The following is a 13808-nucleotide window of genomic DNA, read 5'->3' on the forward strand; positions in this document are numbered from 1 at the left end:
CCCTGATGGGCGTTTGGTTGAGTAAATAATCAGGCGGTGGTGTTCGGGCTAGCTTCTTCTTCAATCTTAAGCTTCCAGCCTGGTGTGTTATCCCAATACTGCTGTTCGCGCTCTAAATCGAGCAATACCAAAGTGTTCAGGCTGAACCAGTCATGTGGGAAACGCAGTGTCCATTTGTGCTCATCAGTTTCTAACACCAATGTCGGCGGAGTGGTTGTTGCCTGACGTTGATTATTCAGTAACACGCCCAGGCGCAGAATTTGAATTAGCGGTAGGAACTGCTTTTTCTTAAACAGCGTAAATCGTGGCAGGTCATCGATTTTTACCGCTTTGCGGTGATAGCGCACCAGCGAAGAGATGAGCATTTGTTGCTCTTGATTAAAGCCAGGCAAGTTGCTGTGTTGCAGGATATAAGCCGAGTGGCGATGTAGCCCACTATGGTTAATATTCAGTCCAACCTCGTGCAACATCGCTGACCATTTCAACAGGGCGGCCATTTGCGGATTAGCTTGTTTTGGGTTTTGTACTTCCCACTGTTGATAGATATGCTCAGTCGTTGTCAGTACACGTTTAGCCTGATCACTGTCGATATTGTACTGGTTTGCCAGACTTTGCGCGGTGCGAATACGAATATCCTGATGGCGGAAACGACCCTCCATTTCATACAGAACACCTTCGCGCAGAGCTCCGTCAGACAGACGTAACTCTCGAATTGCCAGCGAGTCGAAAACACCACAGAGAATCGCAAGGCCTGGTACAAACACGGCTTTACGTTCCTCCGATAATCCCGGCAGGCTCATAGTGCTGAAACTCTTATACTTCAGCACTTCATCACGCAGCATTTCCAGGCGTTCAGGGGTGATAATCCCGTCCTTTTCACCCATGTTGACCAGCACTTCATGCGCCGCTTTGATGGTGCCAGAGGCCCCCATCGCAACATTCCAGCCCTGTAAGCGGTACTGCCAGGAGAGGTTTTCCAGCTTCTGCACAGCTGCGAGGCGAGCGCGTTTAAAGTTTTCCGGGTTGATATTCCCTTTTGGGAAGAAGTTTTGTGCGAAGCTCACACAACCCATGCGGCGGCTTTCGACCAGCATTGGCTCGAAATCCTCACCAATTACCAGTTCGGTTGAGCCACCACCAATATCAATAACCAGTTTGCGGCCTTTTTCCGGCTGGGTATGTTCTACACCCATGAAAATCAGACGCGCTTCTTCGTTACCTGAAATAATTTCAATCGGGTAGGGGATAACCTGTTCGGCGCGCTTAAGGAACTCTGCGGCATTTACGGCCAGGCGTAAACTGTGAGTACCCACGATACAGACGTTTTCCGCGGAGAACCCCTGAAGACGTTCAGCAAATAACGCAAGGCACGACAGCCCACGCTCTATCGCTTCTTCGCTTAACTCGTTCTCAGCATTCAGACCATCGGCTAAATGGACACGTTGTTTCAGACGACCAATGATTTGCATTGCGCCATCTACCACACGCGCGATAACCATGTGGAAACTGTTCGAGCCAAGGTCTACCGCTGCGAACTCTTGCGGCCGTGGAGCATGTTTTTTTATCGGCATGTTTTTGTCATCAACATAGTTTTATAGTCGACATGGTGCATTATTCAGGTTGTTCAAGAGATTTAATGTAATCGTAAATCGCCAGTTGCGACCGTACCTTACGGCGGTTGCCGCGCGGCACATAACGATTACTCAGTTCTTTGTCGATGTAGCGCGCTTTTACCGTATCACTGAACAGTATTTCAATGATATCCAGCACCCGTTGTTTCAGGCGCGGGTCGAGAATAGCAACGGCCACCTCGATGCGATAATCAATGTTGCGCGTCATCCAGTCGGCAGAGGAAAGAAACACTTTTTTGTCGCCGCCATTTTCAAACACATATACGCGATCGTGCTCGAGATAGCGGTCAACAATACTGATTACGCGAATATTGTCGCTAATACCGTCCAAATTGGGGATAAGCGAGCACATGCCACGGATCAGCAGATTAACTTTTACACCTGAGCTAGAAGCCGCATACAGGCGGTCTACCAGCCCTTTATCGACCAGGTTATTCAGTTTCAGCGTGATGCCAGACGGCTCGCCATTTTGTGCATTAGCAATTTCTTTATCGACCAAATCGTAAAGCAGGCGGCGTGAGTTCTGTGGTGAAACCATCAGATGTTCGAATGTCACCGGGCGATAAGGGTTTTCGATAAAGTTAAATACGCGGCGTACTTCGTTGGTGATGCGCGCATCGCAGGTCAGTAACGAATAGTCGGTATAAAGCCGTGCAGTTTTCTCGTTAAAGTTACCGGTACCGATGTGGGCATAACGCACCACCTCTTCACCCTCTTTACGAGAAATCAGGAATAATTTGGCGTGAATCTTCAGGCCAGGGGCTGAGAAGATAACGTGCACGCCCGCTTCGGTCAGGCGTTTCGCCCAGTGAATATTGGCTTCTTCGTCAAATCGCGCTTGCAGCTCAACCACCACGGTGACTTTCTTGCCATTGTGCGCGGCGTGAATCATTGATTCGATAATACGAGAGTCTTTCGCCACGCGATAAATATTGATTTTAATCGCCAGCACGCTCGGGTCGAACGACGCCTGGCGCAACAATTCCAGCACGTGCTCAAAGGTGTGATACGGATAGTAGAGCAGCACGTCGCGGTTGCGGATTGCATCAAAGCCGTTACGGAATTTATCGAACCATATATGGCGCAAACGCGGCATCGGCTTGTTCACTAAATTGGCTTTGCCGACGTTAGGAAAATTAATGAAATCTTTGAAGTTATGGTAGCGACCACCCGGTACGATGGAATCGTAATTGGTGATGGTCAGTTTGTTACGCAGCATTTCAACCATCGCATCAGGCATATCACGCTGATACACAAAACGCACCGGCTCAGCTGTCAAACGCTGTTTCAGGCTTGATGACATCAGTTCCAGCAAGCTCGATTCCATTTCCGTTACCAGATCGTATTCTGCGTCGCGGGTCATTTTCATTGAGTAGGCGTTCAAGGAATCGTAATCGAAGAAGCCTTTGAAAATATCGTCCAGGCAATAACGCAAAATGTTATCTAGCAGGATCATCGGTTTGCGGCGGCGTGGTGCTTCCGGCGGCAAATTAACAAAGCGCGGTACTTTATCTGATGGAATTTCTAGCAGCGCGTAGCGAATGTCATCGCCACGAATGATCTCTACGGCGAGATAGGTGTAGTCATCTTTAAGAAACTGCACCAGATCGGTGTCGTGGTTAATCAGGATCGGTGTGATGTGCTGGCGCAAATAGTGTTTAAAGTAATGTCGCAGCCAGTTTTGCTGATTCGGGGAAAGCTGGCGTTCATTGATCAAGAAGATCTGATTACGCGCCATTTCCAGCAGCAGATCGTTATACAGCCCATCAAACTCTTGATCGGCCTTTAGAACACGCGCCTGAATTTTGTTGAGTAAATGGCGCGAGTTAGGAGCCGTACCTTGTTCTTCGCTGATCAGAATGCGCCGTTTTAGCTCGGCGAAACGAACTTTGTAAAATTCATCAAGGTTATTCGAATAGATGCCGAGAAAACGCATTCTCTCAATCAGCGGGTTAATTTTATCCGCTGCTTCCTGGAGCACACGTTCGTTAAAAGATAACCAGCTCAGTTCTTTTTCGATATACAGCTTATCCTGACCCATTAGCCCTCACACTCCGTTTTCGTGGACGTTAAAATGCCGTCACGTTTGTCATTATGGCGAGCTTTGCCGTGGAATGTCCAACGATGGTCGTAAAGTATGACAAATCATGATGAAGTTTAGTAAGCGTTGTAGGGTGGAGGCGTGAAAAAGGGGCCGTAGCCCCTAAGTTTTATTCGTCTGCAGCATGACCCTGCGGTGGCAATTTGTTGCCATCCAGCCAGGCGCTATTTTCACGCATTTCCAGGCGTCCTTCGACAAACCAGGAGACAACTAGCGGATAAATAGCGTGTTCCTGATTCTGTACGCGGGCGGTGATGTCTTCTTCATCATCACCTTCAAAAACCGGTACTTTGGCCTGCAGAATAACCGGCCCACCGTCGAGTTCTTCAGTGACAAAATGCACGGATGTTCCATGCACCTCGTCGCCGTTTTCCAACACCTGACTATGAGTATTGAGACCGGGATATTTTGGCAGCAGAGAAGGGTGGATGTTTATCAGTCTCCCTGCGTAATGACCGACAAACTCCGGGCTAAGAATGCGCATATAACCGGCTAGCACCACCAGATCCGGCGCGTAGGCGTCAATCTCAAGTATTAACTCACGATCGAACGCAGCGCGATCAGCGAATTGGCTAGCCGTTAACGCGTGAGCAGGAATTTCTGCTTCACGCGCACGTTCCAGGCCAAAGGCATCGGTTTTATTACTGAATACAGCCGCCACGGTGGCATTAATCTTTTTCAGCTTACAGGCATCGATAATTGCCTGAAGATTGCTTCCGTTTCCGGAAATTAGCACCACTATACGTCTCATTACTCAATAACCACGCGCTCGGAGGAATCAGAAGCTTTGATACTACCGATTTTCCAGGCGTTTTCACCTTTTGCGTTCAAAAATTCTATCGCTTTTTCAGCTTCTGACGCAGGCAGGGCAATCAGCATGCCGACACCGCAGTTAAAGGTGCGGTACATTTCGTGACGGCTGATATTGCCGGCTTTTTGCAACCAGTTGAATACCGCAGGCCACTGCCATGAAGATTCAGCAATAATCGCCTGTGTGTTGTCTGGCAGAACGCGAGGGATATTTTCCCAGAAACCACCACCGGTCAGGTGTGCAATCGCATGAACGTCAACATTTTCAATCAATTCCAGAATGGACTTCACATAAATGCGAGTCGGTTCCAGTAAATGATCTGCCAGCGGTTTACCTTCAAGCTCTGTAGTTAGCGGGTCAGTACCGCTCACTTCCAGCACTTTACGAACCAAAGAATAACCGTTGGAATGCGGGCCACTTGATGCCAGGGCAATCAGCACATCACCGTCGGTGACTTTAGAACCATCGATGATTTCAGATTTCTCGACCACGCCAACACAGAAGCCAGCAACGTCGTAATCTTCGCCATGGTACATGCCAGGCATTTCAGCCGTTTCACCGCCAACTAATGCACAGCCAGATTGCAGACAACCTTCGGCAATACCAGAAATAACGCTCGCAGCCGTTTCGACTTCAAGTTTGCCAGTTGCATAATAATCAAGGAAAAACAGCGGCTCAGCACCTTGAACAATCAGGTCATTCACACACATCGCGACCAGATCGATGCCGATACTGTCGTGGCGCTTTAAATCCATCGCCAGACGTAATTTAGTACCCACACCGTCGGTGCCAGAAACCAGCACAGGCTCACGATACTTTTGAGGTAACGCGCACAACGCACCGAAACCGCCCAGCCCACCCATGACTTCCGGGCGGCGAGTCTTTTTCACTACACCTTTGATTTTATCGACCAGAGCGTTACCAGCATCAATATCAACACCGGCATCTTTATAGCTAAGAGAGGTTTTGTCGGTCACTGCTTAGTCCCCGCGGATGGGTTAGAAATAAAAAACGCCGCAATTCTAACAGTGCAGGCAAACGTTTGCGAGCCTCTTATTTAGCGGGATGCAATTATTGTTGATATATACTCATTTCACCCTGGTTGATCTCGAAGCGGTGGCGCGGTGTTAAAAAAGCGGTATAATCCGGCGATTTTTTTTGTGCTGGCCAACTATCTCTGGGAGAAAGAGTATGAAGATCGTGGAAGTCAAACACCCACTCGTCAAACACAAGCTAGGTCTGATGCGTGAGAACGACATCAGCACCAAACGCTTTCGTGAACTCGCCTCAGAAGTTGGCAGCTTGCTGACTTACGAAGCCACGGCGGATCTGGAAACTGAAAAAGTCACTATCGAAGGCTGGAACGGCCCGGTAGAGATTGATCAAATCAAAGGTAAGAAGATTACCGTTGTGCCAATTCTGCGTGCCGGTCTGGGCATGATGGAAGGCGTGCTGGAAAACGTTCCAAGTGCGCGTATCAGTGTTGTTGGTATCTACCGTAATGAAGAAACTCTGGAGCCAGTTCCTTACTTCCAGAAACTTGTTTCTAACATTGAAGAACGTATGGCGCTGGTGGTTGACCCTATGCTGGCAACCGGCGGTTCTATGATTGCGACCATCGACCTGCTGAAAAATGCCGGTTGCACCAGCATCAAAGTGTTGGTTCTGGTCGCAGCACCTGAAGGTATCGCCGCGCTGGAAAAAGCGCACCCGGACGTAGAGCTGTTCACCGCTTCTATCGATCAGGGTCTGAACGAGCACGGATACATTATTCCGGGCCTCGGCGATGCCGGGGACAAAATATTTGGTACTAAGTAAAAATTGAGCCGACTTCGAAAGTCGGCTTTTTTTTGATTTGTTCGAGCCGTTATTTCTAAAAACAATACTCAGAGGAAAACACAATGACACGCCGCGCCATTGGAGTGAGCGAAAGACCACCCCTGCTGCAAACGATACCGTTAAGTTTGCAACATCTGTTCGCGATGTTTGGTGCCACCGTTCTGGTACCAATCCTGTTCCACATTAACCCGGCGACGGTGCTGCTGTTTAACGGGATTGGGACACTGCTGTATCTCTTTATCTGTAAAGGTAAAATCCCGGCTTATCTCGGTTCGAGCTTTGCGTTTATTTCACCTGTGCTGCTGCTTCTGCCGCTGGGTTATGAAGTGGCGTTGGGCGGGTTTATCATGTGTGGCGTGTTGTTCTGTATCGTGGCGTTGATTGTCAAAAAGGCCGGTACTGGCTGGCTGGATGTGATGTTCCCTCCAGCGGCGATGGGCGCGATTGTGGCAGTTATCGGTCTTGAACTGGCGGGTGTGGCTGCGAATATGGCCGGTCTTCTACCTGCTGATGGCACTTCTCCTGACTCAACCACAATCATTATTTCGCTGGTTACGCTTGGGGTAACCATCTTTGGTTCAGTTCTGTTCCGTGGCTTCCTGGCGATTATCCCGATTCTTATCGGTGTGCTGGTGGGTTATGCACTCTCCTTCGCCATGGGTGTGGTTGATGTCACACCAATTATTAACGCGCACTGGTTTGCACTGCCAACCTTCTATACCCCGCGTTTTGAGTGGTTTGCCATCTTAACTATTCTGCCTGCGGCGTTGGTCGTTATTGCGGAACACGTTGGTCACCTGGTGGTAACGGCAAACATTGTTAAGAAAGATTTGCTTCGTGACCCAGGCCTGCATCGTTCCATGTTTGCCAACGGCATTTCGACGATTTTCTCCGGTTTCTTTGGTTCGACGCCAAACACCACTTATGGTGAGAACATCGGCGTTATGGCGATAACTCGTGTTTATTCCACCTGGGTTATTGGTGGCGCGGCGATTCTGGCGATTCTGCTTTCCTGCGTAGGCAAACTTGCCGCAGCGATCCAGATTATCCCGGTTCCAGTGATTGGTGGTGTTTCTCTGCTGCTGTACGGCGTGATCGGCGCATCCGGTATTCGAGTGCTGATCGAATCAAAAGTCGATTACAACAAAACTCAAAACCTGATCCTGACCTCCGTTATCTTGATCATCGGGGTGAGTGGCGCAAAAGTGCACATTGGTGCTGCTGAGATAAAAGGGATGGCGCTAGCGACTATCGTAGGCGTAGGTCTGAGCCTGATCTTTAAACTTATCAGTGTGCTGCGTCCGGAAGAAGTGGTGCTGGATGCTAAAGAAAACGACGTAAATTCGTAGTTTTTCCTCAAGCCGGGCGGCGCGTTCGCCCGGTTCTATTGATCCTCATTTCTGTGTTAGACTCTCTGCGTTTTTCTGCCTGTTATGGTTGAGGTAATTCTGAATACGCCGGCACAGCTATCACTGCCACTCTATTTGCCTGATGACGAAACTTTTGCGAGTTTCTGGCCGGGTGATAACCCTTCTTTACTCGCCGCACTCCAGTCCGTGCTCCGTCAGGATCACAGCGGATATATCTATTTCTGGTCGCGAGAGGGAGGAGGGCGCAGCCATTTGCTGCATGCCGCCTGTGCGGAACTGTCACAACGTGGCGAAGCTGTTGGCTACGTGCCGCTTGATAAGCGCACCTGGTTTGTCCCGGAAGTATTGGACGGTATGGAACAGCTTTCGCTTGTGTGTATCGACAATATCGAGTGTGTAGCGGGCGACGAACTGTGGGAAATGGCGATTTTTAATCTCTATAACCGCATCCTTGAATCAGGAAAAACCCGTCTGCTGATTACCGGCGATCGTCCTCCGCGCCAGCTCAATTTGCAACTTCCCGACCTCGCATCGCGCCTTGACTGGGGCCAAATATATAAGCTGCAACCGCTTTCCGACGAAGACAAACTTCAGGCCCTGCAACTGCGTTCACGACTGCGCGGTTTTGAACTGCCAGAAGATGTGGGCCGCTTCCTGTTAAAACGTTTGGATCGCGAAATGCGTACGCTGTTTATGACGCTCGATCAGCTGGATCATGCTTCTATCACGGCGCAACGTAAACTGACGATCCCGTTTGTGAAAGAGATTCTGAGTCTTTAATTCGTTTGGCGGATACACAGCGCGGCATCCGCCATTATCAATACAAAATTTCTAGCACCGACTCAGGCGGGCGGCCAATACGGGCTTGGCCATTAGCCAGCACTATCGGACGCTCAATTAGCTTTGGATTTTCGACCATCGCCTGAATCAATTGCTCTTCGCTTAATGCACTATCTGCCAGATTCAACTCCTTGTACAAATCCTCTTTCTGACGCATTAACTCGCGTGCACTGGCAAAACCCAATTGGCTGAGCAACATTTTGATGGTTGCCGCATCCGGAGGAGTTTCCAGGTACAGCACCACTTCGGGTTCTACGCCATTTGCTTTTAGCAGGCTTAACGTTTCACGGCTCTTAGAGCAGCGCGGATTGTGATAAATAGAAACGGCTGTAGACATCGTAACTCCTGTTACATCTTAGAATACGGAAGGAAGCGTTTTTGCAGTTCGCGGAACTGATCGATTCGCGCATCATAACGGGCTTGCTGCAAGCTACCCAATTTCACTTGAGCGCTGGCACTACTGAGCAGCGAAATAGCCTGGTCAAGACGCCCAACGAGTGCCATCACCTCTGCGCGTGCAGCGAGCTCTTGATCACGATTGCCTAAGTCAGCCTCGGTTTGCGCTAACAAATCCCAGGCATTGCTATCATCAGGGTGAGTGAAGGTATAACGATTGAGAATTGCTGCCGCCTGCTCTGGCTGTTTTGCCTGAACATAGGCGTTGGCAAGGTTAAGCTGTAACACCGGGTTCTGTTTCAAATCAGGCGCGTTTTTCAGTCGATTGATAGCGTCCGCGAATTTATTTTGCCCAAGGTCAATATCGGTAGATAAATCGAGATACCACACATTTGTAGGTTGTGCGGTAAGCAGTGGTTGTAAAAGCTTACGGGCTTCATCCCATTTATTACCACCCATCGCCTGAAGCGCACGACCATATGCCGCTGCGTGCTGTTCGCGAATATTTCCCTTAGACCAGCTATCCAATAAATCACTGGTTAGTTGGTTACGTCCGGAGTTGTACATACCCAACGTACGGGCTTTTGCCATGTAAAAATCTTCTGAAGATTGTGTCACCACCGGCCGCATTTGGTTGGCTCGGTTGCGTGCATCTGCTAAACGGCTTTCAGGTAATGGGTGGGTGAGCAAAATTTCTGGTGGGCGAGATGAATAACGCGACTGGTCGAGCAGTTTCTCAAGGAAGGTTGGCATCGCTTGTGGATCGAAACCGGAGCGCTGCAACACCTGAATACCGATACGGTCTGCTTCCTGCTCGTTTTGTTGCGTGAAGCTGATCATGCCCTGTTGTGTACCGGCGAGTGTTCCGCTTAACGCTGCCATACCCGCTTGAGGGCTGGCCATCGCCAGTAAAATAGAACCTAATGCACCCACCCAGGTTAGTGGAGCATTTTTTTTCTGATCTTCCATGGCTCGCGCCAGGTGACGTTGTGTGACGTGAGAGATTTCGTGCGCCATAACCGAGGCGAGTTGGCTTTCATTATCGGCATAACGAAATAGCGCCGAGTGCAGCACCACATTGCCGCCGAAGAAAGCAAAGGCGTTGATTTCGTCGTTATTGATCAGAAAGAAATGGAAAGGGGTCTTAACGGAGTTGGCATGGCTAACCAGACGCATACCCAGTTTGTTGATGTACTGCACGAGCAAAGGGTCATTGATTAATGGGGCGCTGCCTCGCAGTTGACGAACATAAAAGTCGCCCATCTGCATTTCCTGGCCAATTGACAGAGTATTACCTGCTGAAGTTCCCATATCTGGCAGTTGGTCGCTAACGTCCGCAAAGGCTGGAGTTACTGGACCCGCAAGCAAAGCTGCCATCAGTGTTGCAACCAGCGATTTTTTCAACTGCTTGAACATACGTCCTGTCCTGTTTAATCAAAGTTAATCTTCGACATGTATTACGTGAATTTGTTCGCATACAAAGATGAACTGTAGCCCACCGCATGACTGAGACCTATCTTATCTGCGACAATTTTAAACCGCCATTGAACAGACATAAAAAGCAAAGTCTTTACAGTGACATTTAGATACAATCTCTCCTCGCACAATACTGTCAGGGAAGGGATGTATGCTTGAAATGTTGTTGCAATGGTATCGACGACGGTTTAGCGATCCGGAGGCTATCGCACTGCTAGTCATTCTGGTTGCAGGATTTGTCATTCTATTCTTCTTCCACGGACTGTTAGCGCCGCTATTGGTGGCGATTGTGCTGGCTTATTTACTGGAGTGGCCAACCGCACGGCTTCAGCGTATCGGATGTTCACGAACCTGGGCTGCAACGATTGTATTGGTGCTGTTTGTCGGCATTTTGCTGCTGATGGTCCTGGTAGTTGCGCCAGTTGCCTGGCAACAAGGTATCTATCTGATACGTGACATGCCGGGAATGCTGAATAAACTTTCTGATTATGCCGCCACACTGCCAAGACGTTATCCGGCACTGGTTGATGCAGGCATCATTGATGCCATCGCCGAGAACATGCGTGGGCGCATGATGGGGATGGGCGATCAAGTGGTGAAATATTCACTGGCTTCATTAGTTGGGCTGTTAACGCTGGCAATTTATCTGGTGCTAGTGCCGCTGATGGTGTTCTTCCTCGTCAAAGACAAAGAACAGATGCTTAATGCTGTTCGCCGGGTTTTACCTCGAAACCGTGGGCTTGCGGGGCAGGTATGGCTGGAGATGAATCAGCAAATTACGAACTACATTCGCGGCAAAGTGCTGGAAATGCTGGTTGTGGGTGTGGTGACCTATATTGGTTTTGTGATTTTTGGCTTGAACTACTCTCTGCTACTGGCAGTGCTGGTCGGATTCTCTGTGCTGATTCCATATATTGGCGCGTTTGTCGTGACAATCCCGGTAGTATGCGTGGCGTTATTCCAGTTTGGCATTGGCCCTGAATTCTGGACGCTTTTCGCGGTGTATCTCATCATTCAGGCGCTGGACGGTAACTTGCTCGTACCGGTGTTATTCTCTGAAGCGGTGAATTTGCATCCGTTGGTGATTATTCTGTCAGTTGTGATTTTTGGCGGGTTGTGGGGATTCTGGGGCGTCTTCTTCGCGATTCCACTTGCTACGCTGATTAAAGCGGTGGTGCATGCCTGGCCGGATAGTGTGTTGATAGACGATAAGCTAAATTAGAGAAAGTAAAAAGCCGACGTGAAGTCGGCTTTTTTAATATTTTTAGCGTAGCTATTAAGCGTTTTCTTTCAGCCAGTTCACCACAATGTCGTGATGGTTGCTGGTTTTGAAATCATCAAACACTTTTTCAACTTTCCCTTCACCATCTAGCAGGAAGCTAATACGGTGGATGCCATCGTAGGTTTTGCCCATAAAAGATTTCTCGCCCCACACCCCAAATTGCTCGCAGACCTGATGGTCTTCATCAGAAAGCAGGGTGAAGTTCAGTAACTCTTTTTCAGCAAAACGTGAAAGTTTCTCTGGTTTGTCGGTGCTAATACCCAGCACTTCCACACCGCTTTTTTTCAACGCATCCATGTTGTCGCGCAAGCCACATGCTTGCACGGTGCAGCCTGGCGTCATCGCTTTAGGATAGAAATAAACCAGAACGCGCTGTCCCTGGAAGTCGGTTAAATTTATTTGCTCGCCGTCTTGATCAGGCAAGCTAAATTTCGGTGCGCTATCACCGGCTTTCAGTGGGCTCATTACAACTCTCCGTCTTAATCATCTTGCTGTGGATAATTCACAACGTTAATACTGCCTTGTGCTTTAAGTTCTGTACAGAGGACCTTGAATTCATCTTCGATAACATTCGCATCCTGACCTGCCGGACTATGAGCTGTTATCTGAATATACAGCTGGGGTGGATTGCCATCCTGAGCCGGCTGGGTACGAGAACTCAATTCCGCAATATTCATGTGATGGGCATCAAACAGATGGGTGAAACGCTCGATTAAATGAGGCGAGTCGGTGACTTCTACCTGTACCCAGACTGTTGCTGGCATTGCCGGGCGCTCTTGCGCGGCTGTACGTTTCATAACGATTAATAAATCGAGCTCAGCACCTTTCAGCGGTAGCGTTGATTCAATCAGGGTTATGGCATTCCAACTGCCAGAAAGCAGCATGATAAACGTGAACTCTTCACCGAGCATAGCGAGGCGACTGTCTTCAATATTACAGCCGCAACTGCTCACATGGCGGGTGATGGTATTAACAATACCAGGTCTGTCCGCCCCAAGGGCCGTAATGACCAAATAATGGTGTGGTGAGAGTGTCAAACGTGTTCTTCCTGTGAATCGGTGAGATATCATAAGGAAAGCATAAAAAAAAGTTGCGTACAACCGTGTAGCGTCACCTGGTGACTTGCTTTTGATCCTGCACCAAACGTACCATTGAGACACTTGTTAGCACAGAGGATGGCCAATGTTCACTGGAAGTATTGTCGCGCTTGTGACGCCGATGGATGAGAAAGGTAATGTCTGCCGGTCAAGCCTGAAAAAACTGATTGATTACCATGTCGCCAGCGGGACCTCGGCGATTGTCTCGGTAGGTACTACCGGAGAGTCTGCTACGTTGAGCCATGACGAGCACGGTGATGTGGTACTGATGACGCTGGAACTGGCCGATGGCCGTATTCCGGTTATCGCAGGGACTGGCGCGAATGCCACCTCTGAAGCTATCTCGCTGACAAAGCGTTTTGAAAACAGCGGAATTGTGGGCTGCCTGACGGTAACGCCATACTACAACCGCCCAACCCAGGAAGGGCTATATCAGCACTTCAAAGCTATCGCCGGAAGCACCGACCTGCCGCAGATGCTGTACAATGTGCCATCTCGTACCGGTTGCGACATGCTGCCTGAAACAGTAGGCCGTTTGGCGAAGATTAAAAATATTATTGGTATCAAAGAAGCTACCGGGAACTTAACACGAGTAAACCAGATCAAAGAGCTGGTTGAAGATGACTTCATCCTGGTTAGCGGCGATGACGCGAGTGCGCTGGACTTTATGCAATTGGGTGGCCACGGTGTGATTTCTGTGACGGCAAACGTAGCCGCGCGAGAAATGGCAGAAGTGTGTAAACTGGCCGCCAATGGGCAATATGCGCAAGCGCGCGTTATCAACGAACGTTTGATGCCGCTGCACAATAAATTATTTGTTGAACCCAATCCTATCCCGGTCAAATGGGCTTGTAGAGAGTTGGGACTTGTGGCGACCGATACCTTACGCCTGCCAATGACACCGCTGACTGAAGCCAGTCGTCCGGTGATTGTTAGCGCGCTCAAGCATGCCGGTTTGCTGTAAA

Annotated in this window: 13 protein-coding genes; 5 read left to right on the plus strand and 8 right to left on the minus strand. The window is 49.3% G+C overall.

Annotation, left to right across the window (positions count from 1 at the left end; all coding sequences use genetic code 11):
* Positions 1-29: 29 nt before the first annotated feature.
* The 4 genes from ppx to purM form a co-directional block, all read right to left on the minus strand.
* Positions 30-1571 carry an exopolyphosphatase gene (gene ppx / locus EDF88_RS12635; protein WP_134184981.1) on the minus strand — a complete coding sequence of 514 codons (1542 nt, stop codon included), beginning with the start codon at positions 1569-1571 and terminating at the stop codon, positions 30-32.
* 40 nt (positions 1572-1611) lie between these two features.
* Positions 1612-3672, minus strand: a complete 2061-nt coding sequence (ppk1, locus tag EDF88_RS12640) for a polyphosphate kinase 1 (RefSeq protein ID WP_134184983.1) — start codon at positions 3670-3672, stop codon at positions 1612-1614.
* Between the two features lie 169 nt (positions 3673-3841).
* Positions 3842-4483, minus strand: a complete 642-nt coding sequence (gene purN / locus EDF88_RS12645; protein WP_134184986.1) for a phosphoribosylglycinamide formyltransferase — start codon at positions 4481-4483, stop codon at positions 3842-3844.
* Positions 4483-5520 carry a phosphoribosylformylglycinamidine cyclo-ligase gene (purM, locus tag EDF88_RS12650; RefSeq protein ID WP_134184988.1) on the minus strand — a complete coding sequence of 346 codons (1038 nt, stop codon included), beginning with the start codon at positions 5518-5520 and terminating at the stop codon, positions 4483-4485. Before purM ends, purN begins: the two co-directional genes overlap by 1 nt.
* Positions 5521-5734: 214 nt before the next feature.
* On the opposite strand from purM, the gene upp reads away from it, so the two are divergent.
* The 3 genes from upp (at position 5735) to EDF88_RS12665 (ending at position 8532) form a co-directional block, all read left to right on the plus strand.
* Positions 5735-6361 (plus strand): uracil phosphoribosyltransferase, encoded by a 627-nt coding sequence (gene upp, locus EDF88_RS12655; RefSeq protein ID WP_034459132.1) that lies wholly within the window; start codon positions 5735-5737, stop codon positions 6359-6361.
* Positions 6362-6444: 83 nt separating this feature from the next.
* A complete protein-coding gene (gene uraA, locus EDF88_RS12660) occupies positions 6445-7731 on the plus strand; it encodes a uracil permease (protein ID WP_064512992.1) in 1287 nt (428 codons plus the stop codon).
* A gap of 99 nt (positions 7732-7830) precedes the next feature.
* Complete coding sequence (locus tag EDF88_RS12665; protein ID WP_226812157.1) at positions 7831-8532, plus strand: DnaA inactivator Hda; 702 nt, start codon at positions 7831-7833, stop codon at positions 8530-8532.
* A gap of 37 nt (positions 8533-8569) precedes the next feature.
* Here EDF88_RS12665 and arsC read toward each other — a convergent pair whose 3' ends face one another.
* Both arsC and bepA read right to left on the minus strand, forming a co-directional pair.
* Positions 8570-8929 (minus strand): arsenate reductase (glutaredoxin), encoded by a 360-nt coding sequence (gene arsC / locus EDF88_RS12670; RefSeq protein WP_134184992.1) that lies wholly within the window; start codon positions 8927-8929, stop codon positions 8570-8572.
* An 11-nt stretch (positions 8930-8940) separates the two neighbouring features.
* Positions 8941-10404 (minus strand): beta-barrel assembly-enhancing protease, encoded by a 1464-nt coding sequence (bepA, locus tag EDF88_RS12675; protein ID WP_134184994.1) that lies wholly within the window; start codon positions 10402-10404, stop codon positions 8941-8943.
* Positions 10405-10615: 211 nt separating this feature from the next.
* Between bepA and EDF88_RS12680 the strand changes: the two genes are divergently transcribed.
* On the plus strand, positions 10616-11686 hold the full coding sequence (locus EDF88_RS12680) for an AI-2E family transporter (protein WP_064512984.1): 1071 nt from the start codon (positions 10616-10618) through the stop codon (positions 11684-11686).
* A 54-nt stretch (positions 11687-11740) separates the two neighbouring features.
* Here EDF88_RS12680 and bcp read toward each other — a convergent pair whose 3' ends face one another.
* Positions 11741-12211 carry a thioredoxin-dependent thiol peroxidase gene (gene bcp, locus EDF88_RS12685; RefSeq protein WP_064512983.1) on the minus strand — a complete coding sequence of 157 codons (471 nt, stop codon included), beginning with the start codon at positions 12209-12211 and terminating at the stop codon, positions 11741-11743.
* Between the two features lie 14 nt (positions 12212-12225).
* The gene (locus EDF88_RS12690) at positions 12226-12783 is read right to left on the minus strand and encodes a glycine cleavage system transcriptional repressor (protein WP_064512981.1); all 558 of its coding nucleotides are present in this window, start codon (positions 12781-12783) and stop codon (positions 12226-12228) included.
* 145 nt (positions 12784-12928) lie between these two features.
* Between EDF88_RS12690 and dapA the strand changes: the two genes are divergently transcribed.
* Positions 12929-13807 carry a 4-hydroxy-tetrahydrodipicolinate synthase gene (gene dapA / locus EDF88_RS12695; RefSeq protein ID WP_034459109.1) on the plus strand — a complete coding sequence of 293 codons (879 nt, stop codon included), beginning with the start codon at positions 12929-12931 and terminating at the stop codon, positions 13805-13807.
* Position 13808 lies beyond the last annotated feature (1 nt).

Origin of the sequence: Buttiauxella sp. BIGb0552 (assembly GCF_004366275.1) — a bacterium.
GTDB classification, from domain to species: Bacteria; Pseudomonadota; Gammaproteobacteria; order Enterobacterales; family Enterobacteriaceae; genus Buttiauxella; species Buttiauxella gaviniae.

Coding starts and splice junctions, on each gene's coding strand:
- ppk1 (WP_134184983.1), bottom strand. CDS start 3,672: ATGGGTCAGGATAAGCTGTATATCGAAAAAGAACTGAGCTGGTTATCT.
- EDF88_RS12680 (WP_064512984.1), top strand. CDS start 10,616: ATGCTTGAAATGTTGTTGCAATGGTATCGACGACGGTTTAGCGATCCG.
- purN (WP_134184986.1), bottom strand. CDS start 4,483: ATGAGACGTATAGTGGTGCTAATTTCCGGAAACGGAAGCAATCTTCAG.
- upp (WP_034459132.1), top strand. CDS start 5,735: ATGAAGATCGTGGAAGTCAAACACCCACTCGTCAAACACAAGCTAGGT.
- ppx (WP_134184981.1), bottom strand. CDS start 1,571: ATGCCGATAAAAAAACATGCTCCACGGCCGCAAGAGTTCGCAGCGGTA.
- bepA (WP_134184994.1), bottom strand. CDS start 10,404: ATGTTCAAGCAGTTGAAAAAATCGCTGGTTGCAACACTGATGGCAGCT.
- arsC (WP_134184992.1), bottom strand. CDS start 8,929: ATGTCTACAGCCGTTTCTATTTATCACAATCCGCGCTGCTCTAAGAGC.
- uraA (WP_064512992.1), top strand. CDS start 6,445: ATGACACGCCGCGCCATTGGAGTGAGCGAAAGACCACCCCTGCTGCAA.
- dapA (WP_034459109.1), top strand. CDS start 12,929: ATGTTCACTGGAAGTATTGTCGCGCTTGTGACGCCGATGGATGAGAAA.
- bcp (WP_064512983.1), bottom strand. CDS start 12,211: ATGAGCCCACTGAAAGCCGGTGATAGCGCACCGAAATTTAGCTTGCCT.